Source organism: Nonomuraea rosea (assembly GCF_039539705.1).
Taxonomy (GTDB): Bacteria; Actinomycetota; Actinomycetes; order Streptosporangiales; family Streptosporangiaceae; genus Nonomuraea; species Nonomuraea rosea.
In genome coordinates this window covers 66,055-90,368 of record NZ_BAABDQ010000002.1, presented here as the reverse complement: position 1 = coordinate 90,368, position 24,314 = coordinate 66,055, and the positions used below count along the sequence as shown (strand labels likewise).

At 71.1% G+C, this 24,314-nt stretch carries 23 protein-coding genes; 6 read left to right on the top strand and 17 right to left on the bottom strand.

The genetic code is table 11. From position 1 onward, the window contains the following. The first annotated feature begins 16 nt into the window (after positions 1-16). Positions 17-1,369, top strand: coding sequence for a cytochrome b (locus ABEA43_RS04485; RefSeq protein WP_345558954.1), 1,353 nt, complete (start codon positions 17-19; stop codon positions 1,367-1,369). On the opposite strand, the gene ABEA43_RS04480 is transcribed toward ABEA43_RS04485, so the two are convergent. The 7 genes from ABEA43_RS04480 to ABEA43_RS04450 are packed head-to-tail and all read right to left on the bottom strand — an operon-like array spanning position 1,366 to position 7,214. Continuing rightward, on the bottom strand, positions 1,366-2,535 hold the full coding sequence (locus ABEA43_RS04480; protein ID WP_345558952.1) for a HAMP domain-containing sensor histidine kinase: 1,170 nt from the start codon (positions 2,533-2,535) through the stop codon (positions 1,366-1,368). The genes ABEA43_RS04485 and ABEA43_RS04480 overlap by 4 nt on opposite strands. Further along, positions 2,532-3,197: a response regulator transcription factor gene (locus ABEA43_RS04475; RefSeq protein ID WP_345558950.1), complete on the bottom strand. Its 666-nt coding sequence runs from the start codon at positions 3,195-3,197 to the stop codon at positions 2,532-2,534. Before ABEA43_RS04475 ends, ABEA43_RS04480 begins: the two co-directional genes overlap by 4 nt. Before the next feature lie 10 nt (positions 3,198-3,207). Further along, positions 3,208-4,104 carry a S1C family serine protease gene (locus tag ABEA43_RS04470; protein WP_345558949.1) on the bottom strand — a complete coding sequence of 299 codons (897 nt, stop codon included), beginning with the start codon at positions 4,102-4,104 and terminating at the stop codon, positions 3,208-3,210. Further along, positions 4,083-5,024, bottom strand: a complete 942-nt coding sequence (locus tag ABEA43_RS04465) for a VWA domain-containing protein (protein ID WP_345558948.1) — start codon at positions 5,022-5,024, stop codon at positions 4,083-4,085. The genes ABEA43_RS04470 and ABEA43_RS04465 overlap by 22 nt, the downstream gene beginning before the upstream one ends. Beyond that, positions 5,021-6,070, bottom strand: a complete 1,050-nt coding sequence (locus ABEA43_RS04460) for a DUF58 domain-containing protein (protein WP_345558946.1) — start codon at positions 6,068-6,070, stop codon at positions 5,021-5,023. Before ABEA43_RS04460 ends, ABEA43_RS04465 begins: the two co-directional genes overlap by 4 nt. After that, a complete protein-coding gene (locus tag ABEA43_RS04455; RefSeq protein ID WP_345558944.1) occupies positions 6,067-7,071 on the bottom strand; it encodes an AAA family ATPase in 1,005 nt (334 codons plus the stop codon). Before ABEA43_RS04455 ends, ABEA43_RS04460 begins: the two co-directional genes overlap by 4 nt. Further along, positions 7,068-7,214 (bottom strand): hypothetical protein, encoded by a 147-nt coding sequence (locus tag ABEA43_RS04450; RefSeq protein WP_345558942.1) that lies wholly within the window; start codon positions 7,212-7,214, stop codon positions 7,068-7,070. Before ABEA43_RS04450 ends, ABEA43_RS04455 begins: the two co-directional genes overlap by 4 nt. Before the next feature lie 146 nt (positions 7,215-7,360). On the opposite strand from ABEA43_RS04450, the gene ABEA43_RS04445 reads away from it, so the two are divergent. Continuing rightward, on the top strand, positions 7,361-8,281 hold the full coding sequence (locus ABEA43_RS04445) for a dienelactone hydrolase family protein (RefSeq protein WP_345558940.1): 921 nt from the start codon (positions 7,361-7,363) through the stop codon (positions 8,279-8,281). A gap of 82 nt (positions 8,282-8,363) precedes the next feature. Here the strand turns inward: ABEA43_RS04445 and ABEA43_RS04440 are convergent, their stop codons facing one another. The 3 genes from ABEA43_RS04440 to ABEA43_RS04430 all read right to left on the bottom strand — a co-directional run bounded on the left by ABEA43_RS04440 (position 8,364) and on the right by ABEA43_RS04430 (position 13,460). After that, the gene (locus ABEA43_RS04440; RefSeq protein ID WP_345558938.1) at positions 8,364-11,474 is read right to left on the bottom strand and encodes a M14 family metallopeptidase; all 3,111 of its coding nucleotides are present in this window, start codon (positions 11,472-11,474) and stop codon (positions 8,364-8,366) included. Positions 11,475-11,692: 218 nt separating this feature from the next. Then, positions 11,693-13,078, bottom strand: coding sequence for a glycine--tRNA ligase (locus ABEA43_RS04435; protein ID WP_345558936.1), 1,386 nt, complete (start codon positions 13,076-13,078; stop codon positions 11,693-11,695). A 94-nt stretch (positions 13,079-13,172) separates the two neighbouring features. Continuing rightward, a complete protein-coding gene (locus tag ABEA43_RS04430) occupies positions 13,173-13,460 on the bottom strand; it encodes an antibiotic biosynthesis monooxygenase family protein (protein ID WP_345558934.1) in 288 nt (95 codons plus the stop codon). A gap of 59 nt (positions 13,461-13,519) precedes the next feature. Between ABEA43_RS04430 and ABEA43_RS04425 the strand changes: the two genes are divergently transcribed. Beyond that, the gene (locus ABEA43_RS04425) at positions 13,520-13,864 is read left to right on the top strand and encodes a DUF6703 family protein (RefSeq protein WP_345558932.1); all 345 of its coding nucleotides are present in this window, start codon (positions 13,520-13,522) and stop codon (positions 13,862-13,864) included. Positions 13,865-13,876: 12 nt separating this feature from the next. On the opposite strand, the gene ABEA43_RS04420 is transcribed toward ABEA43_RS04425, so the two are convergent. From ABEA43_RS04420 to sucC, 6 genes are read right to left on the bottom strand one after another with little or no spacing between them, the layout of a single operon-like run. Beyond that, positions 13,877-15,409 carry an aldehyde dehydrogenase family protein gene (locus ABEA43_RS04420; protein ID WP_345558930.1) on the bottom strand — a complete coding sequence of 511 codons (1,533 nt, stop codon included), beginning with the start codon at positions 15,407-15,409 and terminating at the stop codon, positions 13,877-13,879. Positions 15,410-15,420: 11 nt separating this feature from the next. Further along, positions 15,421-17,142 carry a glyoxylate carboligase gene (gene gcl / locus ABEA43_RS04415; RefSeq protein WP_345558928.1) on the bottom strand — a complete coding sequence of 574 codons (1,722 nt, stop codon included), beginning with the start codon at positions 17,140-17,142 and terminating at the stop codon, positions 15,421-15,423. After that, positions 17,139-17,999, bottom strand: a complete 861-nt coding sequence (locus tag ABEA43_RS04410) for an NAD(P)-dependent oxidoreductase (protein ID WP_345558926.1) — start codon at positions 17,997-17,999, stop codon at positions 17,139-17,141. Before ABEA43_RS04410 ends, gcl begins: the two co-directional genes overlap by 4 nt. After that, complete coding sequence (locus ABEA43_RS04405; protein ID WP_425570160.1) at positions 17,996-18,769, bottom strand: hydroxypyruvate isomerase family protein; 774 nt, start codon at positions 18,767-18,769, stop codon at positions 17,996-17,998. The genes ABEA43_RS04410 and ABEA43_RS04405 overlap by 4 nt, the downstream gene beginning before the upstream one ends. A gap of 23 nt (positions 18,770-18,792) precedes the next feature. Then, positions 18,793-19,740: a succinate--CoA ligase subunit alpha gene (gene sucD, locus ABEA43_RS04400; RefSeq protein ID WP_345558922.1), complete on the bottom strand. Its 948-nt coding sequence runs from the start codon at positions 19,738-19,740 to the stop codon at positions 18,793-18,795. Further along, positions 19,740-20,870, bottom strand: coding sequence for an ADP-forming succinate--CoA ligase subunit beta (sucC, locus tag ABEA43_RS04395; protein ID WP_345558920.1), 1,131 nt, complete (start codon positions 20,868-20,870; stop codon positions 19,740-19,742). Before sucC ends, sucD begins: the two co-directional genes overlap by 1 nt. A gap of 90 nt (positions 20,871-20,960) precedes the next feature. On the opposite strand from sucC, the gene ABEA43_RS04390 reads away from it, so the two are divergent. The 3 genes from ABEA43_RS04390 to ABEA43_RS04380 all read left to right on the top strand — a co-directional run bounded on the left by ABEA43_RS04390 (position 20,961) and on the right by ABEA43_RS04380 (position 23,284). Next, positions 20,961-22,202 carry an MFS transporter gene (locus ABEA43_RS04390; protein WP_345558918.1) on the top strand — a complete coding sequence of 414 codons (1,242 nt, stop codon included), beginning with the start codon at positions 20,961-20,963 and terminating at the stop codon, positions 22,200-22,202. Between the two features lie 85 nt (positions 22,203-22,287). Next, positions 22,288-23,025: a GntR family transcriptional regulator gene (locus ABEA43_RS04385; RefSeq protein WP_345558916.1), complete on the top strand. Its 738-nt coding sequence runs from the start codon at positions 22,288-22,290 to the stop codon at positions 23,023-23,025. Between the two features lie 79 nt (positions 23,026-23,104). Then, positions 23,105-23,284, top strand: a complete 180-nt coding sequence (locus ABEA43_RS04380) for a hypothetical protein (protein ID WP_345558914.1) — start codon at positions 23,105-23,107, stop codon at positions 23,282-23,284. A 51-nt stretch (positions 23,285-23,335) separates the two neighbouring features. Here ABEA43_RS04380 and ABEA43_RS04375 read toward each other — a convergent pair whose 3' ends face one another. Continuing rightward, entirely contained in the window at positions 23,336-24,310 is a 975-nt protein-coding gene (locus tag ABEA43_RS04375) for a TerC family protein (protein WP_345559842.1), read from the bottom strand. Positions 24,311-24,314 lie beyond the last annotated feature (4 nt).

The window sequence follows — 24,314 nt, the reverse complement described above, 5'->3', positions numbered from 1 at the left end:
CCACCAGGAGGCGCCCATGGCCACTCCTACCAAGCCCAAACGCGGCACCCGATTCGTCGTGGGTTCCGCCAAGGTCGCCCGCGACTCGGCGATCTACCTGGACGACCGGCTGCCGTTCGGCCGCTGGCTCCGGCCGCAGCTGCGCAAGCTGTTCCCGAGCCACTGGTCGTTCCTGCTGGGCGAGCTGGCGCTCTATTCGTTCGTCCTGCTGATCCTCACCGGGACGTTCCTGACGCTGTTCTACAAGCCCAATCCCGACGTGGCCTTCGCCTCCGTCTCCGAGCTCAGCCTGGACGTGCGCGGCGGGCTGCTGCTGCGCCAGTTGCACCACTGGTCGGCGACGGTGTTCGTGCTGGCGATCGTGGCCCACATGTGCCGCGTCTTCTTCACCGGCGCGTTCAGGAAGCCGCGCGAGCTGACCTGGATGCTCGGGGTGGTGCTGTTCGGGCTGGCGCTGTTCGAGTCGTTCCTCGGGGTCTCGCTGCCCGCCGACCAGCTCGCCATGACCGGGCTGCGGCAGGCGCACGGGCTGCTGCTGTCGGTTCCGCTGGTCGGCACCTACCTGGCGGCGTTCGTGTTCGACGGCGGGTTCCCCGGGCAGGTGATCCCGCGCGTGTTCGTCACGCACGTCCTGCTGGTGCCCGGCATCCTGCTGGCCGTGGTGCCGGTGCACGCCCTGATCCTCACCTGGCGGCAGAAGCACACCGAGCGCCGCGCCACCGCCGCCGACGAGCACCGGGTCACCGGCGGCCCGTTCTTCCCGTACTTCGCGGTCAAGAACGGCGCCACGGCGCTGTTCACGATCGCGGCCATCGCGCTGGTGTCCACGTTCGTGCGGGTCAACCCGGTGTGGGAGCACGGGACGTACCAGGGGGGCGCCTATCCGCCCTCGGCGCAGCCGTTCTGGTACTCCGGGGTGCTCGACGGGGCGCAGCGGCTGGTCCCGCCGTGGGAGATCACGATCGGCGGCTACGTGGCGCAGATCGGGCTGTGGATCCCGGCGCTGATCCTGCTGGCGTTCTTCTGCGTGCTGCTGGTCTATCCGTTCCTGGAGCGGCGTTTCACCGGCGACGGCGACCACCACCAGCTCCTGGACCGGCCGTCGCAGGCGCCGGTGCGCACGGCGCTGGGCGTCGCGGTCATCACGTTCTTCACGGTGCTGTGGGCCGGGATGTGGGTGTCGGAGGCGCCGCCTGAGATGCATTCCGCGCCGGGGTTCCCGCCGCCACCGCCGGCTCCCGCCGCGCTGCTGACCGTCCCGCACGACGTCTACTCGATGGTCGTGCTGGGCCTGCGGGTGGCCGTGTTCGTGCTGCCGGTGCTGGCCTTCCTCATCACCCGCGCGCTCTGCCGCAGACGCACGCCCTAGCCGAGCGGATCGTCCTCGGGCGGCGTGCCCGGCACGCCGTCGCGGGGCGGCAGCCAGAGCACGAACGTCGCCCCGGCCCCCAGCGTGGAGAACACCGCCACCCTGCCCCCGTGCGACTCCACGATCTGGCGGACGATGGCCAGCCCCAGCCCCGTGTGGCGGTCGCGGCGGCTCGACTCCCCGCGCCAGAACCGGTCGAACACCCTGGTCTGGTCCGCCTTCTCCAGCCCCGGGCCGGCGTCGCGGACCGCCGTCCACAGCCAGCCGTCCGACCTGCCCGCCGCCACCCGGATCTCGCCGCCGGGCGGCGACAGGCGCACGGCGTTGGACAGCAGGTTCGCCACCGCGCGGCGCAGCGCGTCGCTGTCGCCGGTCGTCTCCAGGCCGGGCCGCAGGTCACGGGTGATGCTCACCTGGCGGGCGGTGGCCGGGGCCGCGTACTCCTCGCACGCCTCCCCCGCCACCCTGGCCAGGTCGAGGTCGGCGTCGGCGAACGCGGTGCCCTGCCGCCTGGCGCTGGCCAGCAGATCCTCGACGAGCCTGGTCATCCGGGTGGTCGCGCGGTCCACGATGGCCACCGCCCTGACCCGCTCCTCCTCGCTGGCGTCGGGGGCGGCGAGCACGGCGTCCACGTTCGCCCGGATGATCGTCAGCGGGCTGCGCAGCTCGTGCGAGGCGTCGTCGATGAGCTGGCGCTGCGCGCTGAACGCCTGCTCCAGCCGGTCCAGCATGGTGTCGATGGTGTCGGCCAGGTCCTTGAGCTCATCGCGCGGGCCGCCTAGCTTGATCCGCCTGGTCAGGTCGGTGGCCTGGATCTCCTCCGTGGTGTGGGTGATCGACCTGACCGGGCGCAGCACGCGGCCCGCGAGCACCCAGCCGATGCCCAGGCTGGCGGCGTAGAGGCCGCCCAGGGTGATCAGCGAGTAGTCGCGCAGCGTGGTCATGGTCCTGAAGTTGATCGCGTTCTCGACCTCCTCGACGAAGACGACCTCCTGCTTGCCCACGTACTGGCTGCCCGAGTAGGCCTTGGCGTACTCGGTCGTGTACGGGCGCTGGTCGGTGGTCTTGGAGACCGCGAAGTAGATGCCGCCGAGCACGAGCGCGGCCAGCACGAACAGCAGGCCGGAATAGAGCACCGTGATCCGGAAGCGGATCGTGTGGATCATGACGGCTCCTTCAGCCGGTAGCCCCTGCTGATCACCGTCTCGATCAGGCCCTCCTCCTGCAGCTTGCGGCGCAGGTTGCCGACCGTGACGCGCACGGTGCTGGTGAACGGGTCGGTGTGCTCGTCCCAGACGTGTTCGAGCAGCTCCTCGGAGGAGACCACGTGGCCCGGCCGGGTCATCAGGTAGTGCAGAACGCCGTACTCCTTGGGGGTGAGCGCCAGCGACCTGCCGTCCAGCGACACCTCCAGCCTGGCCGTGTCGATCCGCAGCCCGCCCACCTCGATCACCGAGGTCCCGCCGCCGGCGTCCCTGCGCAGCAGCGCCCGCACCCTGGCCAGCAGCTCGGGGAACGCGAACGGCTTGACCAGGTAGTCGTCGGCCCCCTCGTCGAGGCCGCGGACGCGGTCGTCCAGCCGGTCGCGGGCGGTCACCATGATGATCCGCATCCCCTGCCCCGCCGCCCGCACCGTGCGGCAGAGCTGGAAGCCGTCGCCGCCGGGCAGGTTGAGGTCGAGCAGCGCCAGATCGTAGGTGTTGATCAGCAGCTTCTCGTGCGCGGAAGGAGCGTCGTAGGCGACGTCCACCGCGTATCCCGCGCGGACGAGCCCGACACGCAACGCGTCGACCAGGTCTTCTTCGTCCTCCACCACAAGCAGTCGCATGCCAAGGACCCTAATTTCGGATGATGCGTTCCGCGATGGGCGCGGCCCTGTCGATGGGGATGGCGAAGCCGATGCCGATGTTCCCGCCGCCCCGGCCGGCCGCGATCGCGGTGTTCACCCCCACGACCTCGCCGCGCGCGTTGACCAGCGGGCCGCCCGAGTTGCCGGGGTTGATGGACGCGTCCGTCTGCACCGCCGTCCTGTGGGCGCCGCCCAGTCGTACCTCCCTGTCCAGTGCGCTCACGATGCCCGCGGTGACCGTGCCGGACAGGCCGAGCGGCGAGCCGATCGCGAGCACCTGGTCGCCGACGGACAGGCCGGCGGACCTGCCGAGCGTGGCCGGGGTCAGCTCCCCGGGGTAGCCCACCTCCAGCACGGCGAGGTCCTCGTCGTCGTCCGCGCCGATCACGCGGGCGCTCAGCCGGCGGCCGTCGCTCAGCACCACGGTCGCCGTGGCGTTCCCGTCCACCACGTGGGCGTTGGTGAGGATGTGGCCGCGGTCGTCCACCACGAAACCCGAGCCGCCCGCGCTGCCGCTCTCCACGGAGACCACGCTGGGCAGCACGCGGGCCGCCGTCGCGCTCATCCCGCTCGGCGCGGCCGCCGGGGCGGCCGGCGCCCTGGGGAGGGCGGCGGCGGGGGCCGGCTCGCCTCCTGCGTAGATCCGGGCTCCCACCACGCCGGCCGCCGTGCCGGTGAGCGCCGCGACCAGGGCGGCGGTCACCAGCAGGCGTCCCTTGCGCGGCGTCCCGGCGGTCGTGGGCGGCGCCTGCGGCGTCGGCCGTGCCTGCGCGGTCGTGGGCGGTGCCGGCGTCTGTGTGATCGCGGGCTCCTCGCGGAGGGGCGGCGTCCGGAACTCCGGCCCGCGCGGGCTGCCCAGGCCCCTCACGGCAGCCTCGAGAACCACAGCATCGACGTCACCGCCGCGATCAGCGCGAAGATCAGCCCCGCTGCCACGAACCACTGCCATACCTCCTGACGCTCGGTGCGATAGCCGACCGAGGTGCCGATGTCCTCGTAGACCGCCTGCAGCTCATCGCCGCTCGCCGCCTCGTAGAACCCGCCGCCGGCCGACTCGGCCAGCCCGCGCAGCGCCGGGCCGTCCACGGGCACCGGGACCTCGTTTCCGGAAAGGCTGATGGTGCCGTCCGCCGTCCCGTACGCGATGGTGGTGACGGGCACGCCCCGCGCGGTGGCCTCCGCCGCCGCGTCGCTCAGCGTGCGGCCCGTGGTGTTGGAGCCGTCCGACAGCAGCACGATGTGCGCGGGCGGCGCCTCCTCCTCCGAGTCGAGGGCGGCGATGGCCTCCAGCGAGGAGTAGACCGCCTCCCCGATGGCGGTGCCCGAGGCGGTGCCGAGCCGGTCGAGCGCCCGCAGCACGGCCTGCCGGTCCAGGGTGGGCGGCACGGCCACCGTCGCCGCCGACGAGAACGACACCAGGCCCAGGTTGAACCGCTCGGGCAGCCCCTCGACGAACTGCCTGGCCGCCCGCTTGGCCGCCTCGAACCGGTTCGGGGAGACGTCGGTCGCGCCCATGGACGCGGACACGTCGAACGCCACCATGATCGTGGCCCGTTCCCGCGGCACCTGGACCTCCGTGGTCGGCCTGGCGAAGCCGACCACGAGCAGGGCGAACATGAACAGCAGCGCCACCGCCGGAACGTGCCTGCGCCAGCCCGGCCGGCTCGGCGCCACCTTGTCGAGCAGGTCGAGGTTGGTGAACCTGACGGCGTACGAGGTCCTGCGCAGCGCCATGACCACGTAGGTGACGGCGAGCAGAGCCACGGGGATCAGCAGCAGCAACCAGAAGGGCGCGATCAGCGTCACGCCGCATCACCTCCCTTGTCGGATCGTCCGCCCGTTTCGTTCCGGCGCGAGCTTTCGGGACGGCTGCGCGAGGCGGGGCTCGGGGCGGGGCTCGGGGCGGGGCGCGAAACGGGGCGCGAAACGGGGCGCGAAACGGGGCTCGGGGCGGCCAGGGCCGCCAGGCGGCGCTGGCTCATGACGTACTGGACGAGGTCGCGCACCCAGTCGCGGTCGGTGCGCAGGCGCAGCCGGCTCGCCCCGGCCCGGCTCAGCCCCTGCGCGACGGCGTCGCGCTGCTCAGCCGCGGCCTCCGCGTACCTGCGGCGCAGCCGGGCGTTGCCGGTGGCGACCTCGCGCCGCCGGCCCGTCTCCGGGTCGATCAGCGTCAGGATCCCGACGTCCGGCAGGGTCAGCTCGCGCGGGTCGAGCACCTCCACGGCCAGCACCTGATGCCTGCTCGCGAGCCGCCGCAGCGGCTGCTCCCAGGTCTCGGGCGGGTCCAGGAAGTCCGAGACGACCACGATCAGCCCGCGCCGCCGCACGACCCGGCCGAGCTGGCCGGCCGCCACGCCGAGCAGCGGCTCCGCCACCCCCGGCGGTGTCCTGGGCAGCCCGAACGCGGCCTGCAGCAGCGCCATCAGGTGCGGCCGGCCCGTCCTGGCGGGCAGCGTCCTGACGCCGCCGCCGTGCAGCAGGTGGGTGCCGATCCGGTTGCCGGTCCGCTGGGTGAGGAAGCCGACGGCCGCCAGCGCGGCCAGGGCCAGCTCCCGCTTCTCCATCGTCGCGGTCCCGAAGTCCATGCTCGCGGTGGCGTCGAGCAGGGCCCAGATCTCCAGCTCCCGGTCGGCGACCAGGTCCCGCACATGCGGCTCGGCCGTGCGGGCGGTGACGTTCCAGTCCATCCGCCGTACGTCGTCCCCCGGCTGGTACGCCCTGGCCTCCGCCATCTCACTCCCGGGACCGGGTACCAGGCCGAGGTGTTCGCCCTGTAGCAGTCCATCCAGCCTCCTGGTGATCGTCAGCTCCAGCCTGCGCAGCGCGGGCTCGGCCATCAGGTACGGCTTCATGCCACCGCGTCCTGCCGCCGGCTCTCCAGGTCCCGCTGCTGAGGGGCGATGATCGGCAACGGGACCGCGTCCAGCACCCGGTCCACGATCTCCCTGGGGGTCACCCCGTCGGCCAGGGCGTCGAAGGAGAGCACGAGCCGGTGCGCCATCACGTCGTGCGCCAGATCCCGTACGTCCTCCGGGAGCACGTAGTCCCGCCCCCGCATGAGCGCGAGAGCCCGGCCCGCCGCCAGCAGGCCGAGCGTGGCCCTGGGGCTGGCGCCGAAGCCCAGCAGGCGCCGCACGTCCGCCACTCCGTACCGGTCCGGGTCGCGGGTGGCGTAGACGAGGCGGACGGCGTACTCGGCGACCGCGTGGTGCACGAACACCTCCTCCGCCCGCCGCTGGAGCGCGATGACGTGCGCCGGGTCCAGGACGGGCTGCGCCGCGGGCGGGTCCACGCTCATGCGGTAGACGATCGCCAGCTCCTCCGATTCGCTGGGATAGTCCACGTCGATCTTCATGAGGAAGCGGTCCCGCTGTGCCTCGGGCAGGTGGTAGACGCCTTCCGACTCGATCGGGTTCTGCGTGGCCAGCACCAGGAACGGCCTGGGCACGTCATGGGTGACCCCGCCGATGCTGACCTGCCGCTCGGCCATGATCTCCAGCAGGGCCGACTGCACCTTCGCGGGCGCCCTGTTGATCTCGTCGGCGAGCAGCAGGTTGACCATGACCGGGCCGAGCTCGACGTCGAACGTCTCGGTGGAGGGCCGGTAGATCCTGGTGCCGACGATGTCGGACGGCACCAGGTCGGGCGTGAACTGGATGCGGGCGAACGTACCGCCCACGACGGTGGCCGTGGTCTCGGCGGCGAGCGTCTTGGCGATGCCCGGCACGCCTTCCAGCAGGCAGTGTCCCTTGGCGAGGACCGCCACGAGCAGCCGCTCCACCATGCGGTCCTGCCCGACGATCACTCGCTTGACCTCGAACAACGCTCGTTCGAGCAGCGCGGGGTCGGTCATGGCTGCACGACCTTCTTGGGGCAGTCGTCCACGACCACCCGCAGCTCCAGAGCGGTCGGCTCGGGATCGGCGAACGCGGCGCTCCCCGTCATGAGCACCGCGCCGGCGGCCAGCAGCACAAGAGCGAAACGTGATGTACGCATGGGTTCCCTCGTCCCTCGAATCGGCCTCTTGTCGACTTCGGATCGGCCTTGTATCGGCTTAGGAGGCATGTCATCAGGCGACCGCGAAAACCGGCGTAACCCCGCCCTTTACACGATTTTTCGGTGTGCGGGGGTACACCTCCGACATGACGCCCATCCAGCGCTATCTCGCAGAAGAGGTGGCTCACGACCACGTCGACGGCCTGATCCCGCGGCGCGAGGCGCTGCGGCGGCTCGTCCTGCTGGGCCTGGGTCTCCCGGCGGCCACCGCCCTCCTCACAGCCTGCGGCGCGACCCCGGAGTCCGCGCCCTCGTCCCCCTCCCCCGCGCCTTCTCCTGGATCCGGTACTCCGTCCGCCACGGCGAGCCCCGCGGGCCCCTCACCGCTCCCCACGGAGGCGATCACCTTCTCCGGCCCCGAGGGGACGACGCTGCAGGCCGCCTGGGCCGCCGCCGCCGAGCCCAAGGGCGCGGTCCTGGTGATCCACGAGAACCGCGGGCTGACCGACCACATCCGCTCGGTCGCCGGTCGCCTGGCCGCGAGCGGCTACTCGGCCCTGGCGCTCGACCTGCTGTCCCGCGAGGGCGGGACGGCGTCGTTCACCGACACCGCGCAGGCCACCGCCAAGCTCGGCGAGATCGCGCCGGCGCGCTTCGTGGCCGACATGAAGGCGGCGGTGGGCGAATTGGCCAACCGGGCCGACGGGGCGAAGCTCGGCATGATGGGCTTCTGCTTCGGCGGCGGGATGACCTGGCTGCTGCTGTCGTCCGCGGAGCCGCGCCTGGCCGCCGCCGCGCCCTTCTACGGGCCGCTGCCCGACAACGCCGACATGGCCGGCACCAAGGCGGCCGTCCTGGGGGTGTACGCCGAGCAGGACGACCGGGTGAACGCCACCAGGGACGCCGCCAAGGCCGCCCTGGAGAAGGCGGGGCTCACGCACGAGCTGGTCACCTTCCCCGGGGCCGGGCACGCCTTCTTCAACGACACCGGCCAGCGGTACAACCCGCAGGCGGCGGCGCAGGCGTACGAGCGCGTCCTGTCCTGGTTCGACCGCCACCTCACCTGACAGCCCCCGGGACCCTCGCCCCGCACCCTCCGACGTCAAAGGACGGCCACCCCCGTGCGGGGTGGCCGTCCCGTTGGGTGGGTCAGCCGATCAGATACTTCAGCATCTTCTTCAGCGCCGCGTTCCTCTCACTGTCACTGGCGATCTGCTCCAGGCCGAAGCCCACGAGCACGGTGTCCTTGGTGGCCACCGCCGCCGTCTTGTCGGCCTGCGCCCTGACGAAGTCGCCGCCGCCGACCGGGCTGCCGGCCGGCGGTCCGGGGATCGCCCACGGGCCGAGCCCGGTCTCGAATCCCTCGGCCTCCAGGTTGCCCGCCGTCGTCGTGATCCTGGTGTCGTCCACGAACGCGCCGACGCCGCCGGTGCCCGGGTCGGTCACGTAGCTGATCGACACCTCGACCTGCTGTCCCGCGTACGCGGACAGGTCGATGGCCACCTGCTGCCAGCCGCCCGAGTCCCCGGTGAACCGGTTCCAGGACCCGCTGGTCCCGGTCGGCGTGCACGGGTTGCCCGGGGTCAGGTAGTGCAGCAGCCACGGGTGCTCGTCCAGGTAGAACCCGGCCTCGCACTCCGTGGGCACGCCGGTGTCGGTGCCGCCGTTCAGGTCGGGCAGCGTGGTCCAGTTGTCCTGCCCGACCGTGTGGGCCTCGACGATGACGTTGTCATAGCCGGGCTCGGTGTCGAAGGAGAGCTGGAACGCCAGTCTCGGCTGCTGCGCCGCCGTCACGGAGCCCAGGTTGACCGTCCTGGCCAGCCGCATGTACGAGTCGTCGGCATGCTGTCCCCTGACGAACCACTGGCCTTCGACCGGGTCGAACGGCCCGCCCGCGCCGAGCACGTAGTCGGCCGCCGGAGTGCCGGTGAACCGCGGCAGGTCCGTGCCCATCGGCTGGAGCACGCCCGCCTCGTCCAGCGGGTTGTCCACCGTGGCAGGACCGCCGAACGTGCCGCTCACCCCGGCCAGCGGTCCCGAGCCGGTGAAGCCGGCCGGGCTGCTGCGCGGGATGCGGCCGCCGATGCCCAGGTAGTACTGGGTGAAGTCGTCGGCCAGCAGCAGGCACTCGTCGAACAGGCCCTGGACGGTGGTGACCACGCAGTCGCCGTCCGGGTTGCCGTCGATGCCGTAGTAGATGCCACCGATGATCGTGTCGAGAATGCCGTAGTACGCGGCGGTCTCACCGGTGTAGAGGAGCTTGCCCCCTTCGTTGAGGTAGTCGCGGATGGAGATGGTCAGGTCCTGCTGCGACCGTTTGACGTCCGCGTCGGGCAGGTTGCCGAGCGGCGTGACCGTGACCACGTCCTGCTGGGCCATGGACAGCCGGTTGTCGCCCAGCTCCCACACCACGCCCTTGAAGTGCGACAGCACGCCCAGGTGGTGCGGCACGCCCTGCGCGTCGACGTCCCACGTCTCGGAGGCGTACCCGGCGGCCTGGAGGGACTGCTTGTACTTGGTGGCGTACTTGGGCGCGGTCACCGAGGCCGGATAGTCCGGGTTGAAGCCGGTGTAGTCCTCGTTCGCGACCACCAGGACCTTGGCCGCGGAGTCCTTGGCCAGGGTGTAGGTGAAGTGCGAGCTGGAGACGACGCCGACGCCGGGCTTGAGGCCCTGGAACCAGACTTCCACCTTGTCGCCCGGTTTCGCCCCGCTCACGGTCGCGCGGTATTCGGCGAAGTAGAGGTCGTTCTCGTCGCCGTACCGCTCACCGCCCTGCCACTCCGACAGCAGCCTGATCTGCGCCGGGCCGTTGTTGATGCGGAAGCGCGCCACCTTGGCCAGCAGCGATCTGCGGGCGGTGACGGCCACCGGCTGCGGGTCGCCGTACGACACGGTGAAGGAGTCGGGCGCGAAGTCGGGCACGGTGCGCCCGACCACCGAGACCGGCTTGTCCGGCGTGAGCGCCGTCTTGGCGGTCGCCACGGCCAGCGGGACGTTCTTCAGGAACTCGGCCTGGATCAGCGCCTCGTCGTCGGGGAAGGTGAATCCGAGTCCGCCCGCGCAGTCGGCGAGCTCCCACTCGTCGTTCGGGTCGCTCTCGGCCGCCGCCTCGCAGGTGGACATCTCGGGCGTGATCGACATGACGCCCCGCACGTTCGTCATGTGGCCGTCGCTCTCACCGTTGGTGGTGTAGAGCTCGGCGCCGATGTCCGGGTCGTACGTCGGCACGGCCGGGTTGGCGTCGTCGCCGAGCAGCGCCTCGAAGATCAGGTCGTCCGGCGAGGGGGTGGCCTGCTGCCAGCCGACGCCGTAGAGGAGCAGCATGGCCGCCGAGTGGTAGTTCAGCATGTACCGGAACTTCACCCGCTTGGCCAGGTTGTCGATGGCCAGGGTCTCCGGCTCCGAGGCCGGTGATTTGCCGCGGTAGGTCTGGCTGGACAGGACGTTCGAGGAGCCCTCGTTGTCGTAGCCCCACTTGTAGGTGAAGTTGCGGTTGAGGTCCACGCCGTCGGCGCTGGTGATCTGCCCGTCGCCGTCGTTGTCGCGCAGGTTCTTGCGCCACAGGCGGTTGTCGGGGGTGAAGGTGTAGTCGTAGCCGTCGGGGTTGAGCACCGGGGCGAACCACAGCTCGGTGGTGTTCACGAGCTGCGTCAGCTCGGGGCTGCTCCCGTAGCCGTTGAGGAAGTGGTGCAGCAGCCGCCGTATCATTTCGGGCGTGATCCACTCCCGGGCGTGCTGGGCGGCCGAATAGAGCATCGCCGGGCGTTTGCCGTCGGCCACGCCCCGGGCGTCCTTGGTCACCTTGATCGCGGTGATCGGCGTGCCGTTGAGAGAGGTGCCGATGGTGACGACCTTGGCGATGCCGGGCTTGGCGTTGGCCGCCGCGATGATCTCTTCGCGGATGCCGCCCGCCCCCGCGTACCGCTTGAAGACCCCGTCGCCCTTCGCCGCCAGCCTGGAGGCGGCAGCGGTCTGGGCCTTCAGGGTGACACCTTGCCCGGCGAGCTTGTCCGCCAGCGCGGAGGCGAGGATCACCTCGATGGTGACCTTGCCGTCCGCGCGTTTGACGATCCTCATCTCCTCGCGGTCGATGCCCGCCGCCACCAGTTTGGTGAGCTGGTCCGCGGTGAGCTCGCCGGTGTAGACGAAGACGCCGTCGGGCCCCGCCGACGGCTTCGGCACCGCCGAGGCGGGCGGGACCGTGAACGAGCCGAGTAAGAGAAGCATGCCGGCGATCAAAATGAGCGTGCGCTTCATCGCGCCTCCGAGAAATCAGGCCCCCGAATGCCGCAAAGGGATGCCCGCAATGTCCGCGTACGTCGGAGGCTTGTCAATCACGACGGCCACATGTGGTCACTCTTGGTCTCGCGTGATCCGATCGGTGTCCGATTACGTAAGAGCACGCGAAACGGGTGAGGCCCGCAAAAAGCACGGGCCGCCCGCGGTGGCGGGCGGCCCGGCGGAGTGGTCCGCGATCAGTCGTTGAGGTGCTGGCGGAGGTAGGCGTCCACGCCGTCGATCGAGATGCGCTCCTGCGCCATCGAGTCGCGCTCGCGGATCGTCACCGCGTGGTCCTCAAGGGTGTCGAAGTCGACCGTGATGCAGAACGGCGTGCCGATCTCGTCCTGGCGGCGGTAGCGCCGGCCGATCGCGCCCGCGTCGTCGAACTCCACGTTCCACCTGCGGCGCAGCTGCGCGGCCAGGTCGCGGGCCTTCGGCGACAGGTCGGCGTTGCGCGACAGCGGCAGCACCGCGGCCTTGACCGGCGCGAGCCGGTGGTCGAGCCGCATGACCGTGCGCTTCTCCAGGACGCCCTTGGCGTTGGGCGCCTCGTCCTCGCTGTAGGCGTCCAGCAGGAACGTCAGCGTGGCCCGGTCGACGCCGGCGGCCGGCTCGATGACGAAGGGGACGTAGCGCTCCCCGGTGTCCTGCTCGAAGAAGCTGAGGTCGACGCCCGACGCCTTGGAGTGGGCGGTCAGGTCGAAGTCGGTGCGGTTGGCGATGCCCTCCAGCTCACCCCACTCAGAACCGGTGAAGTTGAAGCGGTATTCGACGTCGACCGTGCGCTTGGAGTAGTGGGACAGCTTGTCCTTGGGGTGCTCGTAAAGGCGCAGGTTGTCTTTGTTGATGCCCAGGTCGGAGTACCAGCGGAAGCGCTCGTCGATCCAGTACTGGTGCCACTCCTCGTCCGTGCCCGGCTTGACGAAGAACTCCATCTCCATCTGCTCGAACTCACGGGTGCGGAAGATGAAGTTGCCCGGCGTGATCTCGTTGCGGAAGGACTTGCCGACCTGGCCGATGCCGAACGGGATCTTCCTGCGCGCCGACTGCTGCACGTTGAGGTAGTTGATGAAGATGCCCTGCGCGGTCTCCGGCCGCAGGTAGGCCAGGCCCGACTCGTCCTCGATCGGGCCGAGGTAGGTCTTGAGCAGGCCGCTGAACTGCCGGGGCTCGGTGAAGGTGCCCTTGTTGCCGCAGTTGGGGCAGGTGATGTCGGCCAGGCCGTGCTCCGGCGTCTTGGAGTTCTTCTCCTCGTACGCCTCGATGAGGTGATCGGCCCTGAAGCGCTTGTGACAGGACAGGCACTCCGTCAGCGGGTCGGTGAACGTCTCGACGTGACCGCTGGCCCGCCAGACCTCGGGGGCCAGGATTACGCAGGAGTCGAGGCCCACGACGTCGTCGCGCGACTGGACCATCGACAGCCACCACTGCCGCTTGACGTTGTTCTTCAGCTCGACACCCAGTGGACCGTAGTCCCACGACGCGCGCAGTCCGCCGTAGATCTCGCTCGACGGGTAAACGAGCCCGCGGCGTTTGGCGAGGCTGACGATGGTGTCCATGACGTCGGTGCGTCGTGCCATTTTGGTTGATTCTCTTTCCGGCTGGAGGTCGGCGAGGTGAAATCGGTGAGATCCCAGCTTAGGGGACGCCCGCCGCTCTCGCGCGCGAGTATCGCTAGGCCCCGTCCTGCGTATAGACGTCCTCGTACGCACTGGGTTCGTTGACCATCAGGATCATCAAGGGATACATCGCCATCCGGGAGGCGGAGAGCGCTCTTCGGTAGAAGCCCGCGCCTTCCCATTCGCTGACCAGAGCCCACAGATTGGGTTCGTCGACCGAACGGGCCAGCCTGCCCCGCTGATAGCCCGGCTGGGCGGCGAAGGTGTCGAGGATCGTGTGACCCTGCTTGAGGAAGTCTTGGGACTGGGACTCTGGAACGGTGTATCGGATCACTGCGAGCACGCGACCAGCCTAGAGGCGCTGCGCCCGGCCTGACGCGCGAACTCCCGTAGGCTCTGGGGGTGGCTCGTGACAACAAGCGCCCGCTGCCCCAGGGCGAGCAGTTCTTCACCCCGGGTGCGACCGGCCTGCGCAAGGCCGTGGAGCAGCGCAGCGCGGTGCCGATGACGTTCCTTTTCACGCAGGTGCCCCGGTGGGTGGCGCCCGTAGTGCTGGTGATCCTGCTGCTGGCCGGGTTCGCGGTGGCGAACCCGATCGGCGGGGTGGCCGTGCTGCCGGTGATCGCCTTCATCGGCTGGCTGGGCTATCTGTCGTGGCCGTCGCTGGGGATCGGCGGGAAACTGCTGCGGGTCGCCATGCTGACCTTCCTCGTCCTGCTGGTGGCGACCCGCTTCGGGGCGTTCTGAGCTGCACCCTGCTCAAGGCAGCAGCGTGTAGTGCGGGAAGTTGCCGGGCAGGCGCTCGTCGGCGTCCTGGCCCGTGGTGGCGGTCCGCACCAGCAGCTCGCCGCCGACGAACGCGCCGCGCCACGACGCGCCGAGCCCGCCGAACAGCTCCTCGCGGTCGCCGCGCGAGCGCGGCTTGTTGTGGCCGACCTTGAACGCCCGCACCTCGGGCGCGAGCCGGTGGAAGGTCTCCTCCTCCTCGCAGGACAGCGTGGCCACCAGGGCGCCGTTGCTGGCGTTCATCGCCGCGAGCAGCTCCGCCTCGGTGTCCACCAGCACGAACGTGTCCACGGGCCCGAACGGCTCGGCGTGGAAGAGCGGGGAGGACCGCGGCGGGTTGAGCAGCGCGGTCGGAGCCACGTAAGCGGAAATATCCTGCCCCGGCAGGAAATGTCCGGCAGCCAGCTCCGCCCGATGCACCGGCACCCCGCCCCGCGCGACCGCCTCGTCCACCTGATCGGCCAGCTCCTTGGCCTTCGAGGCGTTGATCAGCGGCCCGAAGTCCAGCTCCGGCAGCGGATCGCCCGGCTCGGCCACCGCCAGCGGATGACCGAAGCGCAGCGAGCCCACCGCCCCCAGATACGCCCCCAGGAACTCGTGGAACAGCGACCGCTGCACCACGAACCGCGGATAGGCGGTGCACCGCTGCTTGCCGTAGTCGAAGGACGCGCGGATCTGCCTCGTGAGCAGGTCCCAGTCGCCGTACTCCCACACGCCCCAGCAGTTGAGCCCCTCCTGCTCCAGCACGTGCCTGCGCCCGAGGTCGGCCAGCCCGGTCGCCACCTTCGCCCCCGCGTCCCTGCCGCCCACGAACGACACGCAGCCCAGCGAGCGCGCGCCGACCAGCACCGGCGACAGCTCCGCCCCTCCCCCGCTGACCAGCGTGAACGGCAGCCCCTCACGGACGGCGAGCGCGCAGGCAAGGGTGAGGCAGCACAGCCCGCCGTCCGTGGGCGTCTTGGCGATCACCGCGTTGCCGGCGAGCGCCTGGACGAGCATGGCGTGCATGAGCACGCTCATCGGATAGTTCCAGCTCGCGATGTTGCTGACCGGCCCTGGCAGCGGCACGCGGCCGGCCACCATGCGGTCGATCTCCGTCAGGTACCAGCGCACGCCGTCCAGGCAGCGGTCCACGTCGGCGCAGGCCGTCTTCCACGGCTTGCCGATCTCCCAGACCAGCAGCAGGGCCAGCAGGTCGCGGTGGGCGGCCATCGACTCCACCGCCGCGGACACCATCGCCTTGCGCTCGGCGAGCGGCAGGTAGCGCCACCGGTTGTGCTCCTCGGCGGCGCCCGCCACGGCCCGCCCGGCGCCCGCCCGGTCGAGCCTGGGCAGGCCGGCGATGGCGGTGCCGTCCACGGGCGAGAACCCGGGCACAGGACGCCCGTCGCGGTGCCAGATGCCGCCCCAGTGGTTCAGCACGCGGTCGTCGTGGAAGGCCTCCGGGGCGGCGGAACAGCATCGTTCGTAGGCGTCGGGCCAGGCCGTGCCAGGCTTGAGCTGCATGCGGCCCCTCCTCAGTCGGACCAGTCGGCGGTGATGAGCTCGGGCAGCGGCTCGAACTCCTTGATCGCCTCCAGCGAAGGCCCCATGGCGGCGTTCGCCTCGCGCTCCACCATCACCTCCACCAGCACCGGCAGCCGCTCCCGCGCGGGCTCGGCCGAGGCCCAGGCCAGCGCGTCGCGCAGGTCGCCGGGCAGCTCCACCCGGCGCGCCGGGCAGCCGAAGGCCTCCATGACCTTGACGTGGTCGATGCCGCCCTCGCCGTAGTGCAGGTCCACGGCGAAGTTCATGTCGTACGGGAGCTCGGCCTGCCTGATGAGCCCCAGGTACTCGTTGTTGATCATCACGATGACGAACGGGATCCGGTACTGGGCCGCCACCGCGACCTCCTCCATGAGGAACTGGAAGGAGTAGTCGCCGACCACGGCCACGACCTGCCGTTCTGGATGCGCCAGCTTCACGCCCATGGCCGCGGGCACCTCCCAGCCCAGCGGCCCCGCCTGCCCGCAGACCAGGTAGCGGCGCGGCAGGTACGTGGTCTGGAACTGGCCGGACCAGATCTGGTAGAGCCCGATCGCGGTGACGAAGGTGGTGTCCCTGCCGAAATAGTCGTTGATCTCCCTGAACACCCTCGGCGGCTTGATCGGCACGTCGTCGAAGTCGTCGCGCCTGGCCATCGTGCGCCGCAGCTCGCCGACCCGGCCGGCCCATTTGCCCGGCTCCCGTGGCCCCGTACGCCCGCGCGCCTCGTCCAGCAGCCCCGCGAGCACCGGCCTGGCATGGCCGACGATCCCCAGGTCCGGCTCGAAGACCCGGCCGATCTGCATGGGCTCGATGTCCACGTGCACGAACGTGCGCCCCCGGCGGTAGACGTCGAGGTCGCCGGTGTGGCGGTCGCCGAACCGGGCGCCCACGGCCAGCACGAGGTCGCTCTCCAGGAACGCGGCGTTGCCCCACCGCGTCTGCGTCTGCGTCCCCGCCATGCCCGCGAACAGCGGATGGTCCTCGGGGAAGGCGCCCTTGCCCATGAGCGTCACCTGCACGGGCACCTGGAGGTGCTCGGCCAGCGCGCGCAGCTCGTCGCAGGCGTCGGCGATGATCACGCCGCCGCCGGCCAGGATGATCGGCCGCCTGGCCCCGGTCAGCAGGTCCACGGCCCTGTGCAGGGCCCTGGGCAGCGGCTCGGGCACCTCGACGGGCAGCGGCGCGTCCAGCTCGCGGTCGTACACGCAGGAGCCGCGCTGGACGTCGATCGGCAGGTCGATGAGCACCGGTCCAGGACGGCCCGAGCGCGCGATCCTGAACGCCTCCCTGAACACCCACGGCGCCTGGGCGGGCTCCTTGAGCTGCACCGCCCACTTGGTCACCGGCTTGGCGATCTCCACGATGTCGACCGCCTGGAACGCCTCCTGGTGCAGCTTGGAGGTGGCCGCCTGCCCGGTGATGCAGATCATCGGGATCGAGTCGGCCAGCGCGGTGTAGAGGCCGGTGATCATGTTCGTGCCGGCCGGTCCCGAGGTGCCGATGCAGACGCCGACGTTCCCGGTCACCCGGGACCAGCCGTCGGCCGCGTGGGTGCCGCCCTCCTCGTGGCGTACCGTGATGTGCCTGACCGAGCTGTGCTGGAGAGCGGCGTAGAGGGGCAGGATGGCCGCGCCGGGGATGCCGAAGACGGTGTCCACCCCCTCCGACTCCAGCACCGCGACCACGGCCTCCATGCACGGGATGCGCTTCATCCATTCAGCCTTTCGATCACCTTGAGCAGAGCGGAGTGGTCGAGCGAGCCGTGGCCCTGCGCCCTGGCCGCGGCCACGAGCTGGGCGACCTGGCCGGTGAGCGGCAGGCTGACCCCGGCCTCGCGGGCGGCGGCGACGGCGATGCCCATGTCCTTGTGGTGCAGGTCGATCCGGAATCCGGGGGCGAACTCCCGTTTGACCATGGTGTGCCGCTTCAGCTCCAGGATCCTGGAGCCCGCCAGGCCGCCCGCGAGCACGTCGAGCCCGGCGATCGGGTCCACGCCGGAGGCTTCGAGCAGCACGATCGCCTCCGACACGAGCCCGTAGATGCCGCCGACGACGAGCTGGTTGGCCGCCTTCACGGTCTGCCCCGCACCCGCCGGGCCGACGTGCACGACCGTCGTGCCGAGCGACCACAGCACCGGCCTGGCCGCCTCGACGTCCTCGGCCGCGCCGCCGACCATGATCGACAGCGTGCCGTCGATCGCGCCCCGCTCGCCGCCGCTGACCGGGGCGTCCAGCGCGCGTACGCCCTGCGCCGCCGCCCGGCGCGCGACCCCGCGGGAGGTCTCCGGCTTGATGGTGCTCATGTCGATGTAGAGGAGGTCCGGGCGGCCGTACTCGATGACCAGCGGCGCCACCTCCTCCACCTGCGGCGAGTCGGGCAGCATGGTGATCACCACGTCCGCGCCGCCGACCGCCTCGACCACGCTCGACGCGCCCTTGCCGCCCAGGCCGGCGAGCTGCTCCACGCGCTCGTCGCTCACGTCGTAGCCGGTCACCGCGTGCCCGGCGTTGAGGAGGTTGGCGGCCATCGGGCTGCCCATGATCCCCAAGCCCACGAACCCGATGTTCATCGCTGCCTCCAGTCGAACGCGCCCGGTCCTTCGTGCCGGTATTCCAGGCCGATGTGCCCCTGGTAGCCGGCCGCCGCCAGCCGCGCGAAGATCTCCGTGTACGGCATGCGCCCGCTGCCCGGCCGGCCTCTTCCGGGGTCGTCGGCGATCTGGACGTGGCCGAACCTGCCGCTGTGCGCGTCGATGAGCGCCAGGACGTCTTCGCCCATCCGGTGCAGGTGGTACAGGTCGGCCAGGAAGGCCACGTTCGGCCTGTCCACCTCGTCGATCAGGTCGAACGCCGCTTGCGACGACGTGATCGGATATTTCGGGTTCTCGTGGGAGTTGAGGGCTTCGACGACCACGGTCGCGCCGATGCCGGCCGCCGCGTCCGCCGCCTTCCTCAGGTTCGCCACGGCCAGGTCCCTGTCGTCGCCCGGCCCGTTGCCGTACAGGGCGTTGAGCACCTCGCACCCGAGCTCGCCGGCCAGCCGGACGGCGACGTCGATGTTCGCCTGGAACCTGGCCGAGCCCTCGGGGCTGGACAGCAGGCCGCGCTCGCCCGCGGCCATGTCGCCGGCGTCGAAGTTCAGCCCGACGAGGCGGACTCCGGCGTCCTCGACGGCCTGGCGCAGCGCGGCCAGCTCCGCGCCGCCCGGATCGGGCGTGTCGAACGGCCACCACAGCTCGACCGCGTCGAACCCCGCTTTGGCGGCCGCGGCCGGCCGTTCGAGCAGCGGCAGGTCGGTCAGCAGAATGGAAAGGTTGAGGGCTGCGTTCAATGGCCTCACTCCGTGAGGCGGGCTCGGTCGCCTCATGCCGTCGTCTTCCCCCGCTCTGGTCGCTGCGCTCCCGCCGCTCCTCCAGCCGACGGCACTCCCTCGCAAACCCGGGACAGGGCCGAGCGCATCAGGCGGGCGGTTTCGGAGGGGGTGCGGCCGACGCGGACGCCCGCCGCCTCCAGGGCTTCCTTCTTGGCCTGGGCGGTGCCGGACGAGCCGGAGACGATCGCCCCCGCGTGCCCCATGGTCCGGCCCTCGGGCGCGGTGAACCCGGCCACGTACGCGACGACCGGCTTGGTGACGTGGGCGGCGATGTAGGCGGCGGCCCGCTCTTCGGCGTCCCCGCCGATCTCGCCGATCATGACGATGGCGTCCGTCCCGGAGTCGTCCTGGAACGCCTGGAGGCAGTCGATGTGCGTGGTCCCCACGACCGGGTCGCCGCCGATGCCGACGGCGGTGGAGAAGCCGAGGTCGCGCAGCTCGTACATGAGCTGGTAGGTCAGCGTGCCCGACTTCGAGACCAGCCCGATCCGGCCGGCCGAGGTGATGTCGGCGGGGATGATCCCGGCCGAGGACTGACCGGGGCTGATCAGCCCGGGGCAGTTGGGGCCGATGATCCTGCTGCGCCCGTTCGCCAGGGCGCGGAAGCGCACGGCGTCGTGCACGGGCACGCCCTCGGTGATGACCACGCACAGCGGCACCTCCGCCGCGACGGCCTCCTCCACGGCCGCGCCGGTGAACCGCGGCGGCACGAAGATCACCGAGACGTCCGCCCCGGTCTCCGACACCGCCTCGGCGACGGATCCGAAGACGGGCACCGTGCGCTCGCCGAAGTCGACGGACCTGCCGCCCTTGCCGGGCGTCACGCCGGCCACGACGTCGGTGCCGGCGGCGAGCATGCGGGCCGTGTGCCTGGTGCCCTCCGCGCCCGTCATGCCCTGGACGAGCACCCGGCTGTCCTTGGTCAGAAAGATCGCCATCACGCACCTGCCGCGAGTCTGGCCGCCGTCTCGGCGGCGCCGTCCATGGTGGAGACCTGCCGGACCGCCGGATGCCTGGCGTCGCTCAGGATCCGCCGGCCCACCTCGGCGTTGTTGCCGTCCAGCCGTACGACGATGGGCCGGCCCAGGCCGCGCTCGCCGAGCAGCCCGAGCGCGGTCACGATGCCGTTCGCCACCGCGTCGCAGGCGGTGATGCCGCCGAACACGTTGACCAGCACCGAGCGGACGTCCGGGTCGGCGAGGATGATCTCCAGCCCGTCGGCCATGACCTTGGCGGAGGCCCCGCCGCCGATGTCCAGGAAGTTGGCGGGCGCCGCGCCCGCGCCCGCCACCACGTCGAGCGTGCTCATGACCAGCCCGGCGCCGTTGCCGATGACGCCGACGTTCCCGTCCAGCTTGACGTAGTTGAGTCCCTTGGCCCTGGCCTGCGCCTCCAGCCCCGCGGCGTCCTCCGCGTACGCCCAGGAGTGCCGGAACGCGGCGTTGCCGTCCAGGGTGACCTTGCCGTCGAGTGCCACGATCCGCTGGTCGGTGGTGCAGATCAGCGGGTTCACCTCGACCAGCAGCGCGTCCTCCGCGACCAGCACCCGCCACAGCCGTTCCAGCACCTCGGGCGCCTGTTCCGGCAGGCCCGCCTTGGCCGCGAGCAGCCGCGCGGTGTCCGCGTCCACCCCCGTCACCGGGTCGATCGGCAGGCGCACCAGGGCGTCGGGGTCGGTGGCCGCCAGCTCCTCGATCTCCATGCCGCCCTGGCCCGACACCATCGCCAGGAAGCCACCCTCAGCACGATCCACCAGGAAAGCCGCGTAGTACTCCTCGAAGGGCACGGTCGCGGCCTCCACCAGCACGCTGTGCGCGATGTGCCCCTTGATGTCCATTCCGATGACGCGATCGGCCTCGATCTCGGCGGTGACCGGGCCCGCCGCGGTCCTGATGCCGCCTGCCTTGCCGCGCCCACCGGTCTTCACCTGGGCCTTGATGACGACGGGGGTGTTCAGCTCGGCCGCGATCGCACGGGCCTCGGCGGGGGTGGCCGCCACCCTGCCCGCGGGAACCGGGATGCCGTGACGGCCGAAGAGCTCCTTCGCCTGATACTCGTACAGGTCCATTCGAGCCTCCTTTGTAGACGGTATACCGTATGGAATATCCTCCGTCTAGGGTCTCGACAGACCGTCTGTCTTCTGGATATTCCATACAGTATGGAGAATGCAGTAAGAGACTGGCGCGGCCGCTCGTACCTCCCCGGGCCCGTCCCCGCCGACCGTCCGCGCATGTTCTGGCTGGCCCTGGCGGCCATGGCCGCGATCAGCCCGCTCCAGTACGGCTACGCCGCCCTCCTGGCCAAGGAGGCCGCGAGCCTGACCCTGCTCGCCGTCTGGATCGCCTGCCAGGCCGCCGGCGCGCTCCCCGCCCTGCACCTGGTACGCCGGGGCCGCCTGGGCGTGCGCGCCTGCCTGGCCGCCGGAGCCGCGCTGAGCGGCCTGGGCCTGGCCGCGGCGGCGTTCCCCGCCGGATGGCCGATCACGCTCATCGGCTACGCGCTGCTCGGCGGGCTCGGCGCGGGCCTGGTCTACGGGGCCTGCGCCGAGGTGGTCGCCGCCTGGTACCCGGAACGTCCGGCCGGCCGGGTGGGCCTGATCACCGGCGCCTTCGGGTACGGCGCGGCGCCCCTGCTGCTCTGGGCCGGGATCGACCCGTCCGCCACGTCCGCCGCCTTCCTGGTCGCGGCGGTCCTGGCGGCGGGCGTGATCGGGATCGCGGCCAGGCACCTGCGGCTGCCGCCCGCCCTGTGGTGGCCGGGCGACGTGGACCCGCGCTCGCACGCCCTGGACGCGGCGCGGCTGCGCACGACCCCGGAGCCGGCCAGGCAGTTCAGGCTCGCCCAGGCGCTGCGCACGCGTACGCTGCCCGCGCTCGCCCTGATCCTGACCTGCGCGGGAGCGGTGTCGGTGTTCGACGTCATCGTGGTCGCGGGCACCGGGTCGTGGAGCGCCGTGGCCGTCCTCGTGGCGCTCAACGGGGCCGGGCGGTCGGTGGCCATGCGCTGCTCGGAGGTGTTCGGCCGCAGGCACGTGCTCGCCGCCGTCCTGACCGCGCTCGCCGCCGGGCAGCTCCTTCTGGCGACCGCCGTAACAGCAGCGACGGGCGCCGGGGTGCTGCTGTGGGCGGGGGTCGTGTTCGCCGGGCTCGGCGGGGGCGCGTTCTACCCGCTCATCGCCAGCCTCGTCCGCGAGCTCTTCGGCGCCGAGCGCGCGGGCGAGATCCACGCCGTCGTCTACAGCGCCAAGGCCCTGGCCGGAGCGGGCGCCGTCGCCCTGGCCCTGCTCGCGCTGAGCGCCCCCGCGAGCGCCCTGCTGGCCGCCGCCGCCCTCGCCGCGCTGCCCGCCCTGGCCACCCCGCGCCTGCGGATCCCGGGTCTGCCCGCCACCATTCCCTTGTGATGAGACTCACGACCGCGGGCAACCCCCGGACGGTATGCTGTAGGCAGTCGACGAAAAACTTTAAAGCTGCTCTGGAGACATGAACATGTTGCTGTCGGATCAGGCCGGTCAGACGGCGGCCGCCAAGATTCCCCGCCCCGCCACGCTCAGGGAGAGCGTCATCGAGGCTATCCAAGAGCTCATCGTCTCCAGCCAGCTCAAGCCAGGACAGCATCTCGTGGAGAGTGAGCTGGCCGAGCTGCTCGGCGTGTCCAGGCAGCCCGTCCGCGAGGCGCTGCAGCAGCTCAGCGGCGAGGGCTGGGTCGATCTGCACCCGGGTCAGGGCGCGTTCGTGCACGTCCCGACCCTGGCGGAGGCCGACCAGCTGCTCGCCGTGCGCACGCTGCTGGAGACCGAGTCCGCCAGGCTCGCCGCGCAGCACGCCGGCGAGGACGGCGTCAAGCGGCTGCGCGCCCTGTGCGCGCGCGGCATCGCGGCCGTCGAGTCCGACGACGTCGACTCCGCCGTGGCGACCAACTCCGAGCTGCACGCCCTGGTGACCGCCCTGTCGGGCAACGCGGTGCTGGCCGAGCTGGCCAGCCAGGTGGCCAGGCGGGTGCGGTGGTACCACACGCCGGTGGCCCGCCAGCGCGGCATGACCTCGTGGGAGGAGCACACGTCGCTGATCGACGCCATCGAGGCCGGCGACGAGCGCAAGGCCGCGAAGATCATGCAGGAGCACACCGAGCACACCCGCGCCTCCTACATGGAGCAGCGCGAGAGCGAGCCGGTCGAGCCCGCGCCCAAGCCGGTGCGCCGCCGCCGGCCGCGGCAGCTAGGTTGACGTGACGTTCACAGAAGTCCACATGCTTCGAAACACCTCGGGTAGAGGATGGAGCCGAACAGACAGGAGGTGCATGACCATGAAGGCGTTCATCCGTTTTCTCCTCGGTGATCCCGCGGGCCAGTCGGCCGACGGCAGAGCCATCGGCCTCGGGCTGAGCACCGCGCTCAAGAAGCACTACTCCGCCGACGACGCCGACCGCTATCTGCGCCAGTGGACCGCCGGCCAGGACGTACAGCAGAAGAGCCCGCGCCACTGAGCCGCGGCAGGGGCGCCTCCGCCCCCGCGCGGCCAGTGAGCTGAGCAGCCGTCAGCGCTCGGCGGGCTCCGGCTCCACCTCCTCCGCCTTGGCGTCACGAGCCGACTTGAGCAGGCTCAGCACCGTGGTGACGGCGAGGGTGCCGAGGATGACGCCGAGAGAGACCAGGATCGGGATCTCCGGCGCCCACGCGACGCCGTCGTGGTGCAGCGCTTCGAGTATCAGCTTCACACCGATGAAGGCGAGCACCACGGACAGCCCCTTGCTCAGGTAGACGAGCCGGTCGAGCAGCCCGCCGATGAGGAAGAAGAGCTGCCGCAGCCCCATGAGGGCGAAGGCGTTGGCGGTGAACACCAGATAGGGCTCCTTGGTGAGCCCGAAGATGGCCGGGATCGAGTCGAGCGCGAACAGCAGGTCGGTGGTCCCGATGGCGACCATCACGATCAGCATCGGGGTCACCATGCGCCGGCCGAGATGCACGGTGAGCCGGCCGCCGTGGTAGGTGTCGGTGGTCGGGAGGACCCGGCGCACCGCGCGCAGCGCGAGGTTCTCGGAGAACTCCGCCTCCTCTTCCTCGTGGCCGATCAGCTTCCACGCGGTGTAGACGAGGAAGGCGCCGAACACGTAGAAGAGCCAGTCGAACCTGGTCACCGCCTCCGCACCGGCGGCGATGAACGCGCCGCGCATGAGGAGCGCCAGGATGATGCCGATGAGCAGCACCTTCTGGCGATACTGCCGCGGCACCTGGAACCTGCTCATGATCAGCAGGAAGACGAAGAGGTTGTCCACGCTGAGCGAGTACTCGGTGATCCAGCCGGCGAAGAACTCCCCTCCGTGCGCGGGGCCCGACAGGATCAGCAGGCCGAAGCCGAAGGCCACGGCCAGGCCGACGTAGAACGACACCCAGGCCACGCACTCCTTGAACGTGGGCTCGTGCGGGTTGCGGGCGACGAGGAAGAAGTCGAAGGCGAGCACGACGCAGAAGCCGCCGATCGTGGCCAGCCAGATCCACAGAGGCAGGTCCATCGCC

Coding starts and splice junctions, on each gene's coding strand:
- ABEA43_RS04385 (WP_345558916.1), top strand. CDS start 22,288: ATGTTGCTGTCGGATCAGGCCGGTCAGACGGCGGCCGCCAAGATTCCC.
- ABEA43_RS04435 (WP_345558936.1), bottom strand. CDS start 13,078: ATGGCACGACGCACCGACGTCATGGACACCATCGTCAGCCTCGCCAAA.
- ABEA43_RS04410 (WP_345558926.1), bottom strand. CDS start 17,999: ATGAACATCGGGTTCGTGGGCTTGGGGATCATGGGCAGCCCGATGGCC.
- ABEA43_RS04475 (WP_345558950.1), bottom strand. CDS start 3,197: ATGCGACTGCTTGTGGTGGAGGACGAAGAAGACCTGGTCGACGCGTTG.
- gcl (WP_345558928.1), bottom strand. CDS start 17,142: ATGAAGCGCATCCCGTGCATGGAGGCCGTGGTCGCGGTGCTGGAGTCG.
- ABEA43_RS04420 (WP_345558930.1), bottom strand. CDS start 15,409: ATGCAGCTCAAGCCTGGCACGGCCTGGCCCGACGCCTACGAACGATGC.
- sucD (WP_345558922.1), bottom strand. CDS start 19,740: ATGGCGATCTTTCTGACCAAGGACAGCCGGGTGCTCGTCCAGGGCATG.
- ABEA43_RS04440 (WP_345558938.1), bottom strand. CDS start 11,474: ATGAAGCGCACGCTCATTTTGATCGCCGGCATGCTTCTCTTACTCGGC.
- ABEA43_RS04485 (WP_345558954.1), top strand. CDS start 17: ATGGCCACTCCTACCAAGCCCAAACGCGGCACCCGATTCGTCGTGGGT.
- ABEA43_RS04480 (WP_345558952.1), bottom strand. CDS start 2,535: ATGATCCACACGATCCGCTTCCGGATCACGGTGCTCTATTCCGGCCTG.
- ABEA43_RS04390 (WP_345558918.1), top strand. CDS start 20,961: ATGGAGAATGCAGTAAGAGACTGGCGCGGCCGCTCGTACCTCCCCGGG.
- ABEA43_RS04450 (WP_345558942.1), bottom strand. CDS start 7,214: ATGCGTACATCACGTTTCGCTCTTGTGCTGCTGGCCGCCGGCGCGGTG.
- ABEA43_RS04445 (WP_345558940.1), top strand. CDS start 7,361: ATGACGCCCATCCAGCGCTATCTCGCAGAAGAGGTGGCTCACGACCAC.
- ABEA43_RS04375 (WP_345559842.1), bottom strand. CDS start 24,310: ATGGACCTGCCTCTGTGGATCTGGCTGGCCACGATCGGCGGCTTCTGC.
- sucC (WP_345558920.1), bottom strand. CDS start 20,870: ATGGACCTGTACGAGTATCAGGCGAAGGAGCTCTTCGGCCGTCACGGC.
- ABEA43_RS04460 (WP_345558946.1), bottom strand. CDS start 6,070: ATGAAGCCGTACCTGATGGCCGAGCCCGCGCTGCGCAGGCTGGAGCTG.
- ABEA43_RS04455 (WP_345558944.1), bottom strand. CDS start 7,071: ATGACCGACCCCGCGCTGCTCGAACGAGCGTTGTTCGAGGTCAAGCGA.
- ABEA43_RS04380 (WP_345558914.1), top strand. CDS start 23,105: ATGAAGGCGTTCATCCGTTTTCTCCTCGGTGATCCCGCGGGCCAGTCG.